The sequence below is a fragment of the Candidatus Leptofilum sp. genome (assembly GCF_965223285.1).
Taxonomy (GTDB): Bacteria; Chloroflexota; Anaerolineae; order Promineifilales; family Promineifilaceae; genus Leptofilum.
In genome coordinates, this window is sequence record NZ_OZ244997.1 from 1,220,293 (window position 1) to 1,240,373 (window position 20,081).

A 20,081-nucleotide genomic window follows, 5' to 3' on the forward strand; every position below is an offset into this window, starting at 1 on the left:
AAATCGTGCGGAAAATCTGGTTCACCTTATTGCTGTTGGTAATTGGCACTGTGGTTGCCTGCACTGAGCCGCCGGTGGCGCAAACGCCACTGGCAGATTTACCCGTGCCGACGTCCCCCGCCATTCCCCCAACATTTACTCCGTTACCCCCCGGCAGTGAACTGAATGTCATTCCCGCCGTTACCGTAACGCAAGAGCCGATTCCGACTCGCGCCACCAACACGCCTATTCCCTTTGGGGCCAACGTGGTGGAACTGCGCCTCACTATCCCCAGCCTGGGGTTGGATCGTCGTTTGCAAGGCAGCGTGAACAGCCAGATTATTTTGGTGGATGAAAATAATGGTTTTTCTGTGCAGCGGGACAACCAGGCCAGCGTCTTGCTCGACTTGCAGCAGGTTTTGCCGGAACTGGTGACTAACCCTGTGCCAGAAGGCTGCGATAGTTGCGTGCGCGTCGCGTACAGCTTGCCATTTTCTGGCGTTGATGGAGAAGGTTGGCTGCGCGATCCGGTGCTGCTGGCGAGCCTGGAAAATTATTTTACTATCACTCTCGGTCCGCATTTCCCTCCTGGGGCAATTATCGGCTTGCGGCGCAGTGCCTCTGCCTATGCCCCTGCCCATTCCATTGCCATAATGGAGGACGGCCGTCTGTTCCGCTGGATGGCTAATCAGGGGGAAGTAGAGCCAGCGGGTGTCGCTTCCCCTGCGCTTTTAGCTGCTTATGCGGGGGTAGATGCCCCGGCGTTGTCGCAGCAGTATGCTGCCCCTTGCCCTGGGTTGCCGTTGGAATCGCTGCTGCTGGCTGATCGTGAACAAGAGCGGCTCATTGCCCTGGTTTGCCCCGAATTTGCTGTGCCATTTTCTTTGCAGTCACTTTACGTGGCGCTTGACAATGCACTGAACGAGATGCTGACAGCCAGCGAGGTAACGCTGCCCCGCCCTCCAGTCGGTTTTCCGTTGACTGCGGTGCTCGATTACCAGCGAATTGATGGCGCGCAGCTTACGGTTTTTATGGATAATACGGCCGTTGCCAGCCTAAACAGTAGCCAGCCAATTAGCACCACGCTGACCAGCAGTCAGGTCATCAGCCTGACAAATAATTTGCTAGCCAGCGGCAGCTTGCGCACTGGTTTAAACACCTTTTTGGACAACGACACCGCAGCTACGCCAGAGGTGACCCGCTCCTGGCTGCTGGTGCGTGGGCCTGCTGGCGTCTATGATGCCGAATGGATCGGCACAGCCGACGTAGAGGTTTTGGCTGAACTCAACACCCTGCTGGACGAATTGCTCTCGCAGGAAATATCCACTCCGGAAAGCACGCCCATTGCGACGCCCGAAGACAGTGAAACGGCCGTACCCGCAACAACCCCCACAGCTACACCTACCGCAACTCCTGATAGTGGCTAGCCAGCGATTGGAGCCTGAAACCATGCTTGCCTTATATTGTGAGAATAATCAGATTGTCTGCCGCCGAGACTATCCCAAACCGATACCACAGCCTGATGAAGCATTGGTACGCATAACCTTGGCTGGTATCTGCTCTACGGATTTGGAGATAGTAAAAGGATACGTTTCCGGTTTTTCTGGCGTGTTAGGGCATGAGTTTGTGGGTGTGGTGGAAGATGCAGCAGACAAAGATTGGGTTGGCAAGCGCGTGGTGGCCAGCATGAATATCGGTTGCCAAACCTGTGATATGTGTCTTCTGCATGGGCCAGAGCATTGTGCCACTCGGCAAGCATTGGGCGTTCATGATAAGGATGGTGCCTTTGCTGAATATTTGACGGTACCGATTCGCAATCTCCACGCCGTCCCAGACGATGTTACGGACGAACAAGCTGTGTTTACAGAGCCTTTGGCTGCGGCACTCCAAATACGGGAGCAGGTGAAGATACGGCCGTCGCAAAAAACGGCCGTCATCGGCCCCGGTCGTTTGGGGTTGCTGGTTGCTCAGGTGCTGCAACTGGGTGGAGGGGATGTAATCGTTTTGGGGCGGCGACACAGCTCATTGCAATTGCCTTCCTCTTGGGGCATGTCTACGGGTCTCACGTCTGAATATGACGACAATAGCTTCGACCTTGTTGTCGAAGTAACGGGTAACAATGCTGGTTTTGCCCAGGCACTCCGTTTGGTGCGCCCAATGGGGGCTATCGTGCTAAAAAGCACATTTGCTGCCGAAAACAGGCTGGATATGACAAAAATTGTTGTCGGCGAAATTGAGGTCATTGGCTCCCGCTGTGGCCCATTTGCCCCAGCGCTGCGTTTGCTGTCCAAGAACCAAATTCACACCCAGCCCCTCATCATGGCTGAATACGCGCTGGCTGATGGCTTAGCTGCATTTGAAAAGGCGGCCCAGCCTGGGGTGTTGAAAGTATTGATACGGCCGTAACATAAATGTTCCAGCAACGAATTATCTCGAACTATAATTCGTGAAATTCGCGTAATTCGCTGCAATATTAATCTTGTGTGCCAAATCCAGTTTGTTATTCATAATCATTTGACATAGTCATCGTTTTCGCTAAAATTAGAACATATGAGCGATTATTGGATTCGAGCAAGTGAAATAGGTGATTACCTTTACTGCCGCCGCAGTTGGTGGCTTAAGCGCAGCCGAGGCGTTGCTTCGCAAAACGTACGGGAAATTGCCCACGGTGAGCAGCACCATCGCCAGCACGGACAGCAAGTGCAGCAATCTATCTGGCTGCGACGGGCTGCGTATGCGCTCATTTTTGTGGTGGTGGCATTGGTTACTTACTCTCTGGTTGGCGGTGTGTGAGATATGATTTGGGGTGGGTATGCACTGGGTATTGGTTTTGTGCTGCTGGCGTTGGCATTGGCGTTGTGGTGGCGCAGTGGGGTGCTGGCGGAGCAGACGGGTTTGCCCGACGGCCGTATCCTTTACACCGATGCTGGCAGTGCCTGGATGACCAACGATGAGGCGTTATATGATCCACAGTTGCGATTGGTGGGCAAGCCAGACTATCTGGTGGAAGAGGCAGATGGCCGTATCATTCCAGTAGAAATCAAGTCGGGCAAAGCCCCACCTGAGCCGTGGGAGGGTCATGTTTACCAGCTAGCCGCCTACTGTTGGCTAGTTGACAGGGAATATGGGATACGGCCGTCTCATGGCATCATCCAGTACAAAGATCGCGCCTTCGCAGTAGATTACACAGATGAGCTGCGTGAAGATTTACTCGATCTGCTTACAGAAATGCGTGAAGATATGTTCGAGGTTGAGTTAGACCGTGATCATAACGATTGGAATCGCTGCGCCCGCTGCGGGGTGGCCACTGCTTGCACCCAGCGGTTAGGCTAACAATTTTTTCTTGACGCAACCTTCCCCCTGGGCTAGAATTGCCCGTCTGCAATGCAACATAATCTTTTTGCAGCAAATGCAGCAACGTTAACCACCAATAGAAACGAGCAAATAACGGGTTAATACCATTATTGACCCGTTTATTTTTGTCTCAGGATAAGCAACAGAGGTGACAGTCTCTTGGTTTGTTATAATTGCCATCTCTGGAGAAGTGACTGTCACCTGAGTAGTCGAGTAAGGAACCACTGTGTTTGAATCATTAGGCAACCGCCTGCAAGGCGTTTTTGACGGCTTGCAGCGGCGGGGCAAACTTACGGAAGCAGATGTAGACAAGGCAATGCGCGAAGTGCGCCTGGCTTTGCTGGAAGCGGACGTAAACTTCAAGGTTGTAAAAGGCTTCGTGGCCCGCGTGCGTGAACGCGCTATTGGCCAGGAAGTCATGCGCAGCCTGACCCCCGGCCAGCAAGTGGTAAAAATTGTTCAGGAAGAGCTGGTGGAAACGCTTGGTGAACCAGGGCGGTTAAACTTGGGGATGCAATCCCCGGCGGTGATCATGCTGGTGGGATTGCAAGGTGCTGGTAAAACCACAATGGCGGGCAAGTTGGCTCTTCATTTACGCAAGCAGGGCAGACGGCCGTTGCTGGTGGGCGCAGATGTGTACCGTCCGGCCGCTATCGACCAGCTGCAAACCCTGGGTCGCCAGCTAGACATCCCCGTTTACGATGAAGGGCCAGAGGGCAACCCGGTTAACGTTTGTGCCAATGGCGTTAAAAAAGCAGTTGCCACCGGAGCCACAACGGTGATTCTGGATACGGCTGGACGTCTCAACATCGACGCGATGATGATGGACGAGATCAAAGCGATCAAGTCCAAAGTCAATCCGGTGGAGACGCTGCTAGTGGCCGATGCTATGACCGGACAAGAAGCCGTGCGGGTAGCCACTGATTTTAACGAAGCGGTGCAGATTACTGGCCTCATCATGACCAAAATTGATGGTGATGCGCGTGGTGGTGCCGCCATTTCCATGCGTGAAGTAACTGGTGTTCCCATCAAATTCCTGGGTACAGGCGAAAAGCTAAACGCCATTGAGGAATTCCACCCGGATCGGCTGTCGAGCCGCATTTTGGGCATGGGGGATGTGCTGACGCTTATCGAGCGGGCGCAAGAAGAGCTGGATCAGGAGGAAGCTGAAAAAGCTGGTAAGAAAATGTTGCAGGGTGATTTCAACTTGGAAGATTTTCTGAACCAGATGCAGCAAATTAAACGTCTGGGGCCGATTGGTCAACTGCTGGAAATGATTCCCGGCATGAACAAGATGGCCAAAGACGTTGATTTGAGCGGCGCAGAAGGGGATTTAAAGCGCATCGAGGCGATTATTTACTCGATGACGCCAGCAGAACGGCGCAATCCCAAGATTTTGAAGGCGAGCCGCAAGCGGCGCGTGGCGGCTGGGTCTGGTACCACCGTGCAGGATGTGAACGCCCTGCTAAAGCAGTTCCGCGAAATGAAGAAGATGATGAAGCAACTCACCAAAGGACGCGGGCGTGGATTGCGGAATTTGATGGGCGGCATGGGTGGCTTTGGCCCGTAATTAATAATTAGCCTGGGGATTTGTCCCCAATAAATGGAGATTAGGATAGATGCTAAAAATTCGTTTGAGCCGTAGAGGCAAGAAAAAACAACCCAGCTACCGTGTTGTGGTCGCAGACATTAATGCCAAGCGAGACGGCCGTATCGTCGAGCGCATTGGCCATTACAATCCACTAACCGAACCGGCTGAATTCACAATTAAAGAAGATCGTGCATTGCACTGGTTGAGCGTTGGGGCACAACCTACAGACGCCGTTCGTCGCTTACTGGATAAGCAAGGCACCTTCGACCGTTTGGGCCGGATGCGGGCTGGGGAATCCCTGGACGTGCTGGCCGCAGAGGTATCTGGTGCTGTTGTTGCTGCACCTGAGGCTGTAGAAGAAGTTGCCGAAGCAGAAGAAACCGCCGAAGAAGAATCAGTGGTAGAAAAAGTGGTTGATGCCGTGAAAGATGCTGCCGCTGACGCTGTTGAGAAAGTTGAAGAGGCCGTAGAAGCTGTGGCTGAGGCGGTTGAAGACGTTGTTGACGGCGACGATGATGACGAAGCAGACGAAGCCGAGGCTGAAGAAGAGGCTGCTGAAGCAGCAGACGACGAGGACGAGGAAGAAGCCTAAGAGAATCTTATGAAAGACCTCGTTGAGTATGTTGTCAAATCGCTGGTTGAATCCCCAGACGAAGTTTCGATTGAAGAATTTGAAGAATCAAACGAAACGGTTCTGGAAATTACTGTCGCTGGTCCTGATATGGGACGAGTTATTGGTAAAAGCGGCCGTGTGATCAACGCAATTCGCACGTTGGCACAGGTGGCTGCCGCCAAGCAGGGTACACGCGTTGCGATTGAACTCGTTGAAACTGGTAATCGGTAATTTCAGCCCGTTTGCAATTTTGTATAGATAACATGACCTCGCCTTGGCGAGGTTTTTGTTGTTTGGTGGCAAAATCATGAAAAAAAAGCAGAGAGCCTCATCTAATTTTGATGACCTCGGATTTATTGTCATTGGAGTGGTTACCAAACCGCACGGTGTTCGTGGGGAAGTGCGCGTAAAGCCACACACGGATGAGCCAGCACGGTTTACTTGGTTGGAGCAGGTATACGTAGGCGCGGACGATCCACAGCCAATGGCAGTAGAGCAGGCGCGGGTGCATCAGAATATGGTATTGTTGAAGCTAACGGCCGTTTCCAACCGAGTTGAGGCGGAAGCGCTGCGCGGCGAATGGCTGATGGTGCCAGAAGCGGAAGCGTTGCCGCTAGAAGAAGGAGAATATTTCCTCTTTCAGCTTGAAGGGCTGACAGTGCTGACCACTGAGGGAGAAACGCTAGGCATCCTCACCAGCATCATCGAAACCGGGGCGAACAATGTGTTTGTGGTGCAGGGCGACCGTGGTGAACTGCTGCTGCCGGATATTGATGATGTGGTGCAAGAGATTGATTTTGACAACGGCCGTATGCTCGTAACCCTACTGCCCGGCCTCATCCAGTAATCGGTATTCAGTGGGCAGACCAAAAACTGATTGCTGACGAAAAGGTATGCTTTTTCATGTCTGACCGGAAATATTGGCTTGGCTTTAATTTGGTGAAAGGCATTGGGCCTGCCAAAGTGCAGGCACTGCTCGATTATTATGGCTCGTTGGCCAATGCGTGGCAGGCCAATGAGTATGAACTGCAAAAGATCGGCTTCGATCGTCGTGCCATTAAAACATTCTTGAAAACTCGCGAGCAAACAGATTTAGACAATGCGCTGTCGCGCGTGCAGCAAGCGGGTGTTTCACTATTCACCTGGGAAATGCCTGGCTATCCAAGCTACCTGCGCGAAATTCCTAATCCGCCACCATTACTTTATTATCAGGGTGAAATTTTAGAGCAAGACCAATGGGCGGTGGCTGTGGTAGGTACGCGACGGTTGACGGCATACGGCCGTCAGGTTACCCGAGACCTAGTTGCCGGCTTGGTGCAGAACAATATCACGGTGGTAAGTGGCTTGGCGCGGGGAATTGATGCGATTGCTCACCAAACGGCCGTAGAGCTTGGTGGTCGGACGCTCGCCGTATTAGGTTCTGGGTTAGATTGTGTCTATCCAGCAGAAAATCGTTCGCTGGCGCAAGAAATTACGCAAGGACAGGGGGCTATCATCAGCGAGTACGGCCTGGGTGTGCAGCCAGAGGCCAAAAATTTTCCGCCACGCAACCGCATTATCAGCGGACTTTCTCTCGGCGTTATTGTGGTAGAAGCCGGAGAACGGAGTGGGGCACTTATTACCACGAATTTTGCACTGGAACAAGACCGCGAAGTGTTTGCCGTACCCGGCAACATCAACAGCCCCGCCAGCCGCGGGCCAAACAAGCTCATTCAGGAAGGTGCCAAGCTGGTGACCACAGTTGAAGACGTGCTGGAGGAGCTGAATTTGCATATGGTGGCGGAGCGAACGGCCGTTCAGCTGGTGCTGCCAGAAACGGCCGAAGAAATTGCGCTTTATGGTCGGCTATCTGGCCAGCCGACGCACATTGACGAACTCAGTCGCTCCACCGGGCTGCCAAGCGCGTTGGTGAGCAGCACGCTCACGTTGATGGAGCTAAAAGGAATGGTGCAGCAGGTTGGTGGCATGAACTATGTACTTCTGCGTGAAGATGGCCCCATTTACAACACAACTGGCAAACCACCACAGGAATCTTGACAGTCAGAAAGCGATTTCCCTGTGGTTTGCCCAAAGCGAGGACAGCACATGAAAATCATCATTTTTGCCGGTGGCTCAGGCCGTCGCTTATGGCCCATCAGCCGCAAAAAATCCCCCAAGCAGTTTGAACCCATTATTGGCGAAAAATCTACACTGCGGCTGGCTGTAGACCGCGTTGCCAATGTTTATGGCGCGGAAAATATCTTCATTTCTACCAATGAAGCATATGTAGAGATAATCCGTGAGCAGTTGCCCGAGTTGCCCAACGCCAATGTCATTGGCGAACCGACCCGGCGCGATTTGGCTGCGGCCGTTGGCCTGGCATTGGCCCATTTGGCAAAGGCAACTCCTGCCGATGCGTTAGATAATGAACCAGTCGCCATTTTATGGGGCGATAACTACATGGATCAGGTGGACGTGTTCCGCCGGGTGCTGGATGGTGCAGAAAAGCTGGTAGCTAACCAAAAAGCAAAAATTTTGTTCATTGGGGAGACACCCCGTTTTGCCAACGACCAGCTTGGTTGGATCGGTTTGGGCGAAGAAAAAGGGGCGGTAAACGGCCGTCCTTTCTATGCCTTCCAATCCCTCAGCTACCGTCCCCCATTGGCCGAGTGCCAAAAGATGTTTGCCGAAAACACGCATGTGTGGAATACTGGCTACTTCGTTACCACAATCGGTTTTGTGCGCAAACAGTACCAACAGCTGCAACCCACCATGTGGTCTGGTCTCAAAGAAATCGAAGACACAATCGGGCAGCCAAATTATCGGGAGACTTTACATCGCGTCTATCCAAATTTGGATGCCATGAGCTTTGATGATGCCATTTTGCATCATGTAGACTCAGCCGAAGCGTTGGTACTGCATGGTGAAATGGGCTGGAGCGATCCGGGTACACTGTACGCCCTCAAAGAGGCAATTGACCCAGACCTGAGGGCGAATGTGACCAAGGGACAGGTTGTTGTCGAAGCATCTCACGACAGCCTCGTTTACAATTACGAATCTGATAAGTTGGTGACGGTTATTGGCCTTGAAGGAATGATTGTGGTAAACACGGAAGATGCCATTTTGGTTGTCCACAAGGATAATATTCCGCTGGTTAAGAAAATGGTAGACGGCCTGGAAGGGACCAAATTAGAACCATATAGTTGAATTTTCGCAGATTAGCGTGCCAAATCCGGCGAGTTAGTCTGGGATTTGGTGAATAGCGTTTTGCTGAATATAGAACGTAAAACGTACACCACGTTTTACGTTTTTTGTTTGCATAGAGAAAGTTTATGAGTGAAGAAAAATTGATAGGATACTGTTTTTCGTGCAAGGGTAAACACGCACTGCTGAATGCTAAAGCAGAGTGGGCAGCGAATGGCTCGCCTGGCACACGCGGCACTTGCGCCAATTGCGGCGGCACCATTTACAAGGCTGGTTACACGCCTGCCCATGAAAATCTGCCCAAACCAGAAGTGACGGTTAAAAGAAAGAAGAAAACAAAGGCGGGCAAGAAGAAAGCGAGTCGAAAAGGAAAAAGTCGCACGCGCCGTAGCGGGAAGCTGGTTGTTGTGGAATCGCCTGCCAAGGCAAAAACAATTGGCCGCTATTTGGGGCGGGGCTACACGGTGAAATCCAGCGTGGGCCATGTGCGCGATCTGTTGAAATCGCGGTTGAGCGTAGACGTAGAAAACAATTTTGAGCCGGAATATCGCGTCACCAACGATAAGCGGGATGTAGTAAAGGAATTGAAAACGGCCGCTGCTAAAGCCAAAGAGATTTATCTGGCAACAGACCCGGACCGGGAAGGGGAAGCAATTGCCTGGCACGTGCTGGAATCAGCCGAAATGGACCCGGAAATCACCAAGCGCGTGGTTTTCCATGAAATTACTAAACCGGCCATTGAGAAAGCGTTCTTAGAGCCGCGCGCTATTGATATGGATCGGGTGAATGCCCAACAAGCACGGCGCATTTTGGATCGGTTGGTTGGTTATAAACTCAGCCCTCTGCTGTGGCGCAAGGTGCGCGGCCGTTTGTCGGCGGGGCGGGTACAGTCTGTGGCTGTGCGGCTGGTAGTGGAGCGCGAACGGGAAATCAATGAGTTTGTCTCCGAGGAGTATTGGACGCTGGGTGCCGAATTGAGCCGGGAACAGGATCGGGAAGCGGCGGAACGGCCGTTCTTCCAGGCCCGTCTCCATAAATTGAACGGAGAAGACCCCATTCTGCCTAGCGAAGAGGTTGTGAAGCCACATTTGGATGTCTTGGAAAAGGCAGTTTGGGAAACAGGTGATGTGCGCGTGGGTAAACGAACGCGCCGCCCGGCGGCACCGTTTACAACCAGTACCATGCAGCAAGAGGCGTCCCGACGGTTGCGCTTTAACACGAGCAAAACAATGCGCATTGCCCAACAGCTTTATGAGGGCATTGATCTGGGTGGCGAAGAGGGATCGGTTGGCCTTATTACCTACATGCGAACTGACAGCGTGACGGTGAGCAAAGAGGCAGAAACCGAGGCGCGGTCTTACGTGGGCAAGCGGTTTGGCCCCAATTATGTACCGGTGAAGCCACCCCAGTACAAAACGAAATCTAAAACGGCGCAGGAAGCGCATGAGGCTGTGCGGCCCACGGCCGTTGCTCGCGTACCCAAGCAAATCAAAGAGTATCTTTCCCGTGATCAATACCGGCTGTATAAGTTGATCTGGGATCGGTTTGTAGCCAGCCAGATGGCCCCGGCACGGTACGATACGGTGTCGGTAGATATTTGGGCGGGGGAGGCGAAGGTGGCGGTACAGAAACGGCCGTATCTCTTCCGCGCCACCGGGTCTGTCATGACCTTCCCTGGCTTTTTGGCACTTTATGAGGAAAGCCGCCCCGATGATCGCCCTGACGACGATCAGAACCAGGTGCCATCTGACTTAAAAGAAGGCGAAATGCTCGATCTGCTGCGACTGCTGCCGGAGCAGCATTTTACCCAGCCACCGCCACGATTTAGCGAGGCTACCTTGGTCAAGGCAATGGAAGAGTATGGCATTGGTCGCCCCAGCACCTATGCTTCCATCATTTCCACTGTTCAAAATCGTGGCTATGTGGATCGGGTGGATCGGCGGCTACAGCCCACGGAAACGGGGCAGGTTGTGAACGATTTGCTGGTGGAATATTTCCCTGATATTTTGTCGGTGGACTTTACGGCGCGGCTGGAGGATGAGCTGGATAAAATTGCCGAGGGGGAAGCGTGGGTGCCGGTTATTGGCAGTTTTTACGGGCAGTTTGCCGAGAAGCTGGAAATTGCCGACGAATCTATTCCCAAGATCGATCTGAAAAAAGAAGTGGAGCCTGTGGGCCGAGCCTGCCCCAACTGTGGCAATGAGCTATTGTACCGAGAAGGGCGGTACGGCCGTTTCATCGGTTGCTCCAACTTCCCCAAATGTCGGCACACCGAGCAGTTGCTAAACAAAATTGGTGTCACTTGCCCCAACGGAGGGGAAATGGTGGAACGGCGCACGCGGCGAGGCCGGGTTTTCTATGGCTGTTCCCGTTACCCGGACTGTGAATTTAGTAGCTGGAAGAAGCCAGTGCCTGACCCCGCCAATAGCTGCAACGGCCTGCTGGTGCAGAAGAATGAAAATGAGACAGCGTGTGAGGCTTGTGGTTTGAAGGAGCTAATCCCGCAGGAAACGGCCGTTGCCGATTAGCCACACACGTTCAAAAAAAGCGCAATATAAAATCGGATTTCTTCATGTTTGTGGCCTACCACGAAGGATGTTGGAGGAATCCGATTTTTGCTGTCGGCGTTCAATCGTGGTTAGATTAGTACCAAAACGTAGAGACACGCACCGCAGAAATTGCTAAAATGCCGTAACACACAGGGGGGCGGAGCAGCAATGACACTTGGCCGACAGGTGGCACTGCTATAAGCAAAGGGACGCTATCATTGCAAAAAATTCACCAAAAATCTTTATTGAATTCCCAAAAAGTGATGTAAAGGAAAAATTATGAAACTGAGACTCGCTTCAATCTTGTCATTTATGGCTCTGGCACTCACGTTGATTGTTAGTTTGGGTGTAGATACGCGGCAATCTGTTGCCGCGCCAGTTGGTAGCTCTTCGGAACTAACTTACTTGCCTGTCGTCATGAATCCGCCGGATTTATATATTACCAAACTGGAAATTTCACAATCCGTTCAGGATGCCAATAACAGCGTGCCGTTGGTGGCCAATCGGCCAACGGTGGTGCGTGTATACACAGAAACCAAAAGCGGTGATGACGGTCCTAACACGACTGTTACCCTCATGGCCGTGCGGGGCGGCACCCCACTCACGCCTGTCACCTCAAACAGCAAAGTTGCCTCTGGTAGCTCAAGCCGGGCAAATTTGGGCAGCACTTACAATGTTACGCTTCCCAATGATTGGCTTTCTGGCACGGTGCAAATTACGGCCGTTATTGATGGGCAAAGCGGGGGTGGATATAGTGAAACTATCACCTTCAACAACGTGCCGACTTTGAACGTTATGGTCGTGCCCATCAACTACACTCAAACAGGCGCGTCGGGGGGCAATGGTTTCTATGCAGCCCCCGGTAGTGAGCAAATTAGCGATTGGATCATGCGTGCTTACCCCTTGAGCGACATGAACGTCACATTCCGCTCAGCGTACTCATTTACAGGCAATCTTAGAGATAGTGGAAGTGAGTGGAGCAGACTTTTGGAAGAAGTTACCGATTTAAAAGGTACAGATAACGCACCGCATTCAACTGTTTACTATGCTTATATAAACTTTGGAACGAGTTGCTCCAATACTTGGTTCAATTGTTCTGGGGGGATTGCAGGTATTGGTTGGATTGGAATCCCAGGTAGCAGTTTTGATCCTCGCATTTCTGTTGGCATACATAACTTACCCTCTGGCTTTGGTGACGATGCGTCTGGTAAGTTAGCTGGGCATGAAATTGGCCACAACTTTGGCCGCTATCATGCACCTTGTAACGTAACAGGTACCAACTGGTCCACCGACCCCAAACATGCCGGGGCTTCGATTGGTGAGTATGGTTTGGATGGCATTGGTGGCACGCTGGCGTTATACAGTCCCGGCGGTTACGTAGACATGATGAGCTATTGCGATCCGGTTTGGGTGTCTGACTTTACCTACGAGGCGTTGTACACCGATCAGGTGAACAATGGGGCATTTATCTGGACGCCCCAGAATGAGAGCTTGCTTATTAGCGGGTCTGTGGCGGAAGATGGTAGCGTTTCGCTGAATCCGGTTTATTTTGTACCAGCAACGGCCGTATCTCCCCAAAATGGCCTGTACCAGGTAGAACTGCTGGACGCAGTAGGCAACGTTATTGCCACGCATCCAGTCGATTTGATGGTGGCTGAAGAAGAAGGCGTCTCAGCCAATGCGATGCGCGGGGTGGTTCCCGCTCCAGATGTGCCCGTAGCGGAACTGCGCGTGATTGAGGTGGCAACCGGAACGGCCGTTGCCAACCGCACCCTTTCTACCAGCAGCCTAGCCGTCAATGCAACGCTGGCGCAGCGCAGCGATACGGCGACGGTGAGCTGGGGTGTGGCCGACGTGCCTGCCAACGTGCGCTACACGGTTGATAATGGTCTTACCTGGACTACCGTTGGCCTAAACGTGCTGGGTGGGACTTTGGAAGTAGATTTGACAAACCTGCCCGGTGGTGGAAACGGCCGTTTCCAAATCATCCTGGCTGATCAAAGCATCCCAACCCGCTTTGAGGTTGATTTGGCGACGCCGCTGAGTGACAAGCAGCCTACCGCCTGGATTAGCGGCCCCGAAGTTGTATCCGCTGGCGCACCCGCCGCGCTGTACGCACTTGGCTCTGATGCCGAAGATGGTGCTCTGAGCGACTTTGTTTGGTCTGTGGACGGTGAGCCAGTTGAGGCTGATTCTGCGCTATTCTTACATGATTTGGCGCCGGGTGAGCATGTTATTACCCTCCGTGCAACGACCAGTAGCGGGCAAACGGCCGTTGCTAGCCACATTGTGACCGTGACTCCGTAGTTCTAAGGACTGGCAGTCCTTGCCTTTGATTATGATTGGGTTCATTCTGAGGACTGCCAGTCCTTTTACTTTTAAGTTGGCTCATGGGTCGAAAGTGTGCAGAGTGACCAAAGCTGAGATGAAATCCGGTGAGATACGCTTCACATTCCGCCTGAATTCACATATCGCAATGTAACCGCTCAAGTTTTTCTTATGCACACCTTTGAACATCCTTAAAAAGTTACGCACATCCGTCCACATGCCTTCGGCCGTGTTGACATGCACTTCGCGAATCCCGTCACCATCGTCATCACGCGCCCACTCCTTGTCGCCATGAGAGACGGTGGCATGTGGGCGAATCACATGATTGTAGCTTTGGTATTCGTCTGTATACAGTTGAGACCCAGCTAGCGTAAAGCGATGCACGTGGTCAACCAGGGTCTCACCTTTTGTATCTTTAACAACACGCAAGCGAACTTGTCCAGATTGACGCCCCACTGTGCCCACAACAGGCGGTCGGTCATTGGCATACGTGCCACGCCCTCGCCGTTTGTTGGCGCGACGACGGGGCGGGTCAGCTGAGTCGAAATGCTCACACCCTTTTTTCCCCCGCATTCTGAAACATTTCATCGGTTTCAGTTTCATCATCCAGGAGCGGGGTTTCTGGTTGGAGCTGTTCCGCGTTCGCTTGCAGGTCATGACGCAACCTCAAAACCGTTGGGTAGTTGATGCCCAATTCGGCTGACAAGATTGTCGCAGGTTCTCCTTTGAGGACACCGCGAACGAGCAACAAGACTTGCATTGGAGTCAAATGATGTTGTTGGAAAACGGTTCCCGTATACAAGTTGTAAGCGGCTTGACACTGTTGGCAACGGTAAACGGTCAGTTGACTGCGCTTTGTCGTTCGGAACTTGCGGGCTTGGTCTACGCCGACTTGACAGACCGGACACCCAAAGCCATTGGGATGGAAATGTTCAATGATCCATTGTGTACAGTTTTCTTTGTCGAGTAAATCGGTGATTGGGAATTCCATGATTCCCAATTTTACCCGATTCGCACACTTTTAATAGTTGAGCCTTTAAGTTTCTTTACCCCAGCCGCCGCCCCCTGGCGTTTTAATTTGCAGAATAACATTGGCCTCTAACTGGCGGGTGAATTTGCCCGGCAGGTCGGTGGCGGTTTCCCCTTGGATGAGGCGGTTTTGGCCGGGACGGCCGTCTTCTCCCCCTTGTAGCCCATAAGCCCCTCGCTCTCGCCGCTCGCTGGTGACGGTGACCGTGACGGGCGTGAGAAAGCGAATTGTACGGACGAGGCCATTCCCGCCGCGCTGCTGCCCCTCGCCGCCAGAGTTTTGGCGCAGGCTGTATTGCTCCAGTCGCAGCGGGAAGCTGTACTCCAAGGCCTCCACAGGCGTGTTGAGCGTGTTGCTCATGTGGACGTGTAGCCCACTGCCGCCACCTGAATCCGGGCCTGCGCCTGCCCCGCCCCCGATGGTTTCGTAGTAAGCAAACGGCCGTTCGGTGCCGGGAAATTTGCCGCCAAAGGTGAGATTGTTCATCGTGCCCTGGCTGGCGGCGGGGATGAGCTGGGGCAAGGCTTGGGCCAATGCGCCAAAGACCACATCGGTAATGCGCTGGGACGTTTCGACGTTGCCAGCAGCCACGGCGTGCGGCTGAGGTGGGTCTAGCAACGAGCCGGGAGGGATCGTGATGGTTAGCGGGGCAAATGCACCATCGTTCATCGGCAGGTCGGTTTGTGTGAGTGCCAGGGCAGCGCAGCGCAGGCAATAGGCCACCGCGGAACGAGCAATGGCCGGCACAGCATTGAGATTGCCGCGCACGGCAGGGGCGGTGCCAGTAAAGTCTACGCGCATTTGGCTGCCTTCCACGGTGATTGTGGCTATGATGGGTATGGGCGGGCTGTCTGGCTGCCCGTCGTTGTCCAGGAAGTCGGTGAAGCTGTAACGGCCTTCTGGAATTTGGGAAACGGCCGTTTCTGTTAGAGCCTTCGCGTAGTCAATCAGGGCGTCGGCGTGGGCCAATGCCTCGGCCAGGCTGTACCGGTCCACAATTTCAGCCAAACGCTTCTCCCCGATGGCGTGGGCGGCAAGCTGGGCGGCCAGATCGCCATTGCGCTCATCTGGCGTGCGCACGTTGCGCAAAATGAGCCGCCAAACCGCTTCATTGCGCTTCCCAGCCGCCACCAGCTTGATCGGGGGAATGATGATGCCTTCCTGATAAATTTCGGTGGAGAGAGGCATAGAGCCGGGCGACATGCCGCCAACGTCGGCGTGGTGGGCGCGGCTGGCAACAAAGAATGAAGGTGATCGGTTATCAGTTGGCTGATTATTGAGGAAGATTGGTGAGACAAGGGTGATGTCTGGCAAATGGTTGCCGCCCTGGTACGGGTCGTTGACGATGACGACATCACCAGAGACGAAGGGGGGACACTGCTCAATGGCAGCCTGCACGGAGGCGGGCATGGCTCCTAAATGAACGGGAATGTGGGCAGCCTGGGCCAGCATACGGCCGTCTCCCAAAAAGAGGGCGCAGCTAAAATCCAGGCGTTCCTTGATGTTAGGGCTGTAGGCGGCGCGGCCTAGCGTCACGCCCATTTCTTCAGCGACGGAGGCAAACAGATAGCGAAAAATTGAGAGGGAAACGGCCGTTGGTTTGCTCATGAGTTTTGGCAGCGAATTACCCGAATTAACACGAAAAATGCTTATTCATGTTAATTCGCGATAATTTGGTGCAAATTATTCTGTGAAAACGGGTAGGTTGGCCAGCGCAACGATGTGGCTCCAGTCGGCGTTACCTTCAGTGAAAACGGCCGCTGTTTTAACAATATGCCCACCCGCCTGGTTTACCAGTTTTTCCATGCCCTTCAGCGTACTGCCGGTGCTGATCACATCATCTACCAGAATGACGTTCTTGCCTTTAATAAAATGGGTATCTTTTTCATCCATGAACAGCGTTTGCGGTTTGCCGGTGGTAATAGAAATCGTCTCTGCGCTGAGAGCATCGCCCATATAGCTTTTATACGATTTACGCAAAACCATGTAAGGCAGCCCCATGAGGGCACTCATCTCATAAATAAGCGGGATACCTTTGGCTTCGGCCGTCACAAGTACGTCGGCCGGAGCTTCTTTGAGCTGCTCCGCCAGGGCAGCGGCCGTTGCCTTTACCACAATGGTATCGCCCAGCATGTTGAAAATGGCAATGCGCACGCCGGGGGCCACCTCAAACAGCGGCAAATGGCGGGTGATACCAGCAACCTGGACGGTGTAAGTTTCGCGTTCATTCATCTTGTGATACTCTCCTCGAAGAAAGTGGCTGGTTTGTTAGCGGCTAGTTTTCCAGCAGCACATTAATTTGTTACTAACCGCCCATTCGCAAACAAAATATGGAATTGGCGAATGGGCTTAAAGTAGCCGTTTGGTTCCAAAACCGCTAAGTTAATTCTGAACGCCTACTAATTATAAGCCGCTAGCCACTATAATAAGTTTACCCGAATGTCTGGTGTGTGGCATCCGCTTTGGAAGGGAAGGCAGGAAGTTATGAAAGGAATTGTGATCAAGGGAGATCGACAAAGTCCAGTATTGGTGTGGGAGACGGTGCCTGGCGTTAAATTTGGCCCAGATGAGGTATTGGTGGATGTCTGGGCAACGGCCGTAAATCGGGCTGATTTGCTGCAAGCCCGGGGCGGTTACCCACCCCCCGCGGGAGCCAGTGACATTTTGGGGCTAGAAATGGCGGGCGTCATTGCGGCTGTAGGCGAAGATGTTGAGGAGTGGCAGGTGGGTGATCGCGTGTGCGCGCTGCTGCCTGGGGGTGGCTATGCCGAGCAGGTGGCGGTGCCTGCGGGCATGTTGATTCAGTTGCCAGATAGTTGGACGTTTGCTATGGGAACGGCCGTGCCGGAAGTATGGTACACCGCCTACGTCAATCTCTTTTTGGAGGGGGATTTGGTCGCTGGTGAGACGGTGCTGATTCATGCCGGAGCCAGCGGCGTGGGCACAGCCGCTATCCAGCTTGCCAACGCCGCTGACGCCACTGTTTTTGTGACGGCGGGCAGCGATGAGAAGCTGCTGGCTTGCCGCAAGCTGGGGGCCGAACTGGCTATTAATTACAAACAAGATGATTTCTTAGCCAGAGTGCTAACCGCAACGCATGAGCAAGGCGTAGACCTGATTTTGGACCCGGTGGGTGGTGGGTATCTGGATAGAAATGTACAGGCTTTGAAGCGATTCGGCCGTTTGGTAAACATTGGGCAGCTTGGCGGCACGCAAGGCGAGATGAACATGGGGCTGGTTCTTGGCAAGCGGCTGCGCATCATTGGCTCTACGCTGCGCTCACGCTCGCCCGCAGAAAAAGTCAAGATTACAGAGCAATTTCTGTCTGGTTTTTGGCCGTTGCTGCGTTCTGGCGAACTCAAACCGGTAATTGATACAATCTTTCATATTTCCCAGGCGCAAGCGGCCCATGACTACATCATGCAGAACAAGAATATCGGTAAGGTGATTTTGGTGGTTCGGGAAGGGGCAGATGTGCCGCCAGACAAATTGAACGATAAGTAGGGGCTAAGCGGTTAGCTATTTGGCGCCTTCAAAAGTACCAATCCAATCGCTTGGCCCTTCTAATTTTGGGTCTTTTGGATTTCACGGGGCAATCGGCATATTGGGGTAGGAGCGGTTCGCGAACCGCCCTTACATTTGTGTGTGGCAAACCCTTCAGTTCCAAAAGAGCCTTGTTTTTAAATAGGGAGTTCGTTGCGGAAGCGATGGAAGGCGTCGGGGCGCAAGAAGAGGAAGATGAGCGTCCCGGCGAAGAAGCCGCCCAGATGTGCCCAATGTGCCACGCTCGATTCGACATCATCAATGAGCAAAACATCTAGCGCATTTGGTATCTCAGCCAGAAAGAAGAAAAGAATGACCCAGTAGGCGCGAAACGGTACGCGCCAAAAGCCAAATCCGTAAAAGATCAACATCTTGATTCGGCCCCGTGGATACAAAATGAGATATGCCGCCATGATGCCGTATACCGCACCGCTGGCCCCAATGCCAGGAATGGCTTCAGTTGACCGGCTCATGGTGCTGATGATGTCGGCTACAACGCCGCAGAAGAGGTAAAAGGCCAAAAACCGCCACGGCCCACAAGCGTCTTCGATACGTTGGGCAAATGCCCACAGAGCCAGCATGTTGCTGGCCAAATGCAACATGCCGCCGTGCAAAAAGGTAGAGGTGACCGTGGCCAGGGCACCGGCAGCTTGCTGGTTGATGACAAACGTTGGCACGGAGCCAAACAGGTAAATCAGCTCAATATACCCATCTAGGTTAAATTCCAATAGCAAAAATTGAACCACAAGAGCCAGCATGTTGACGACAATAAGCGTTAGGGTCATGATGGGGAAGCTGGTGTACCGATTGGGCTGCAAATCTGTGAGCGGAATCATAGGGCATCCAGGTTCAGCTCAAAAGCCAGCAGGCGGAAAATGGTGTGTAAGATAAGAACAATGATCGGGAGCAGCACCAGTGCCAGGCTGAAAAGTCGCAGGGCAAAGCGGTTTTGGAGTACGGCCGTTTCCTGAATTTTCTCTAGCCAAGGGTGGTGGGGCGTGTGGGAAAGTCCACTCAGCAATAGTAATCCCGCAAGAAAAGCGACATTCCCTATGCAAAGCAGCGGTGGTGTTTGGAGCGGATTGAGGCCTGCTTGAACAAAAACCAGCATGGCATACAGCATGGTGGGACCGATGGCCAGCCGCAAAACGGTGGTGGTGGGGTGGGTGAATTTAATATTTGCCAGTTTAAGCTGGCTTTCAGCATTAGGCAGTCGCTTTTTGGCCAGCAGGCGATCGGCGTTGTTGGGGGATTTGAGGGCGCGTTTGTAATAGCGAACGGCCGTTTCCCACATCTCCAACCGCTCATATAGCCGACCCATCTGTAAACATTGTTCACTTGTGGGCTTAATGGGTTCCAGGTAACGAGGTGCCTCTGGGTGGTGCGGATTGAGCCGCAGCACATGGTCTAACGCCGTCAGCAAGTTGGTTGTGGCTTCGGCGTGCTGCACCATTAGCCACCAGCCTGCCTCATTATTTGAGTACCGGTGTAGAAAATCGCCTAACGCCCCGCTTGCCTTGGTCGTTTTGCCAGCGGCGAATAGCTGCTCAATTTCAGCAAGGTGTGCCTCTTCTTGCGTGTGGATAATGTTTGGGGCGTTGCCATTTGGGGAGAAATAGTTACTTGTCTCTGCGCTAGTAAAGTTATACTTTTGGCGTAGCTTTGCCAGTCGGGCGTTTGTTTGGGGGCGATGGGGGTTAATAGTAAGCGCATTTTCCAGGGCGATAATCTTATCTTCTGGCTCTTTAACCAGTTCGCTAAGCCAGAGCCAGGCAAGTTCATGCTGCGGATCGGCTTCAACCAGCGTTAGCAGCATTTTTTGTGCTTGTTGGCGTTTCCCGGATTTTGCTTTTTTTACGGCCGTTCGGAACAGTTCATTTTGAGTCATAATTTGGCGGCCCCAACTGCCTC

19 protein-coding genes are annotated in these 20,081 nt (G+C 52.9%); 13 read left to right on the forward strand and 6 right to left on the reverse strand.

Translation table 11 applies throughout. The features are described from left to right. Positions 1-5: 5 nt before the first annotated feature. The 12 genes from ACOQPU_RS05795 (at position 6) to ACOQPU_RS05850 (ending at position 13,576) form a co-directional block, all read left to right on the forward strand. Positions 6-1,406, forward strand: coding sequence for a hypothetical protein (locus tag ACOQPU_RS05795; RefSeq protein ID WP_420644177.1), 1,401 nt, complete (start codon positions 6-8; stop codon positions 1,404-1,406). A gap of 22 nt (positions 1,407-1,428) precedes the next feature. Continuing rightward, on the forward strand, positions 1,429-2,385 hold the full coding sequence (locus ACOQPU_RS05800; protein ID WP_420644178.1) for an MDR/zinc-dependent alcohol dehydrogenase-like family protein: 957 nt from the start codon (positions 1,429-1,431) through the stop codon (positions 2,383-2,385). Between the two features lie 144 nt (positions 2,386-2,529). After that, on the forward strand, positions 2,530-2,772 hold the full coding sequence (locus ACOQPU_RS05805; protein WP_420644179.1) for a hypothetical protein: 243 nt from the start codon (positions 2,530-2,532) through the stop codon (positions 2,770-2,772). A gap of 3 nt (positions 2,773-2,775) precedes the next feature. Beyond that, positions 2,776-3,312, forward strand: coding sequence for a CRISPR-associated protein Cas4 (gene cas4 / locus ACOQPU_RS05810; RefSeq protein ID WP_420644180.1), 537 nt, complete (start codon positions 2,776-2,778; stop codon positions 3,310-3,312). A 247-nt stretch (positions 3,313-3,559) separates the two neighbouring features. Continuing rightward, entirely contained in the window at positions 3,560-4,903 is a 1,344-nt protein-coding gene (gene ffh / locus ACOQPU_RS05815) for a signal recognition particle protein (protein ID WP_420644181.1), read from the forward strand. Positions 4,904-4,952: 49 nt separating this feature from the next. After that, entirely contained in the window at positions 4,953-5,516 is a 564-nt protein-coding gene (gene rpsP, locus ACOQPU_RS05820; protein WP_420644182.1) for a 30S ribosomal protein S16, read from the forward strand. A 9-nt stretch (positions 5,517-5,525) separates the two neighbouring features. After that, positions 5,526-5,768 (forward strand): KH domain-containing protein, encoded by a 243-nt coding sequence (locus tag ACOQPU_RS05825; protein WP_420644183.1) that lies wholly within the window; start codon positions 5,526-5,528, stop codon positions 5,766-5,768. Positions 5,769-5,844: 76 nt separating this feature from the next. Then, the gene (rimM, locus tag ACOQPU_RS05830; protein ID WP_420644184.1) at positions 5,845-6,384 is read left to right on the forward strand and encodes a ribosome maturation factor RimM; all 540 of its coding nucleotides are present in this window, start codon (positions 5,845-5,847) and stop codon (positions 6,382-6,384) included. Between the two features lie 56 nt (positions 6,385-6,440). Beyond that, positions 6,441-7,574: a DNA-processing protein DprA gene (gene dprA / locus ACOQPU_RS05835; RefSeq protein ID WP_420644185.1), complete on the forward strand. Its 1,134-nt coding sequence runs from the start codon at positions 6,441-6,443 to the stop codon at positions 7,572-7,574. A gap of 48 nt (positions 7,575-7,622) precedes the next feature. Then, complete coding sequence (locus tag ACOQPU_RS05840) at positions 7,623-8,723, forward strand: mannose-1-phosphate guanylyltransferase (RefSeq protein WP_420644186.1); 1,101 nt, start codon at positions 7,623-7,625, stop codon at positions 8,721-8,723. A 125-nt stretch (positions 8,724-8,848) separates the two neighbouring features. Further along, complete coding sequence (gene topA / locus ACOQPU_RS05845; protein ID WP_420644187.1) at positions 8,849-11,248, forward strand: type I DNA topoisomerase; 2,400 nt, start codon at positions 8,849-8,851, stop codon at positions 11,246-11,248. Positions 11,249-11,548: 300 nt separating this feature from the next. Further along, positions 11,549-13,576 (forward strand): hypothetical protein, encoded by a 2,028-nt coding sequence (locus ACOQPU_RS05850; RefSeq protein ID WP_420644188.1) that lies wholly within the window; start codon positions 11,549-11,551, stop codon positions 13,574-13,576. Positions 13,577-13,657: 81 nt separating this feature from the next. Here the strand turns inward: ACOQPU_RS05850 and ACOQPU_RS05855 are convergent, their stop codons facing one another. From ACOQPU_RS05855 to ACOQPU_RS05870, 4 genes are all read right to left on the reverse strand, one after another. Then, positions 13,658-14,170, reverse strand: coding sequence for a transposase (locus tag ACOQPU_RS05855; protein ID WP_420641525.1), 513 nt, complete (start codon positions 14,168-14,170; stop codon positions 13,658-13,660). Continuing rightward, positions 14,148-14,588 carry a hypothetical protein gene (locus ACOQPU_RS05860; RefSeq protein WP_420641526.1) on the reverse strand — a complete coding sequence of 147 codons (441 nt, stop codon included), beginning with the start codon at positions 14,586-14,588 and terminating at the stop codon, positions 14,148-14,150. The genes ACOQPU_RS05855 and ACOQPU_RS05860 overlap by 23 nt, the downstream gene beginning before the upstream one ends. Positions 14,589-14,633: 45 nt before the next feature. Next, the gene (locus ACOQPU_RS05865; RefSeq protein WP_420644189.1) at positions 14,634-16,235 is read right to left on the reverse strand and encodes a hydantoinase B/oxoprolinase family protein; all 1,602 of its coding nucleotides are present in this window, start codon (positions 16,233-16,235) and stop codon (positions 14,634-14,636) included. Positions 16,236-16,310: 75 nt separating this feature from the next. Next, on the reverse strand, positions 16,311-16,859 hold the full coding sequence (locus ACOQPU_RS05870; RefSeq protein WP_420644190.1) for a phosphoribosyltransferase family protein: 549 nt from the start codon (positions 16,857-16,859) through the stop codon (positions 16,311-16,313). A 252-nt stretch (positions 16,860-17,111) separates the two neighbouring features. Between ACOQPU_RS05870 and ACOQPU_RS05875 the strand changes: the two genes are divergently transcribed. Then, positions 17,112-18,131, forward strand: coding sequence for an NAD(P)H-quinone oxidoreductase (locus ACOQPU_RS05875; protein ID WP_420644191.1), 1,020 nt, complete (start codon positions 17,112-17,114; stop codon positions 18,129-18,131). 176 nt (positions 18,132-18,307) lie between these two features. Here the strand turns inward: ACOQPU_RS05875 and ACOQPU_RS05880 are convergent, their stop codons facing one another. Next, a complete protein-coding gene (locus ACOQPU_RS05880; RefSeq protein ID WP_420644192.1) occupies positions 18,308-19,006 on the reverse strand; it encodes a rhomboid family intramembrane serine protease in 699 nt (232 codons plus the stop codon). Beyond that, the gene (locus ACOQPU_RS05885; RefSeq protein ID WP_420644193.1) at positions 19,003-20,058 is read right to left on the reverse strand and encodes a tetratricopeptide repeat protein; all 1,056 of its coding nucleotides are present in this window, start codon (positions 20,056-20,058) and stop codon (positions 19,003-19,005) included. Before ACOQPU_RS05885 ends, ACOQPU_RS05880 begins: the two co-directional genes overlap by 4 nt. Positions 20,059-20,081: the final 23 nt, after the last annotated feature.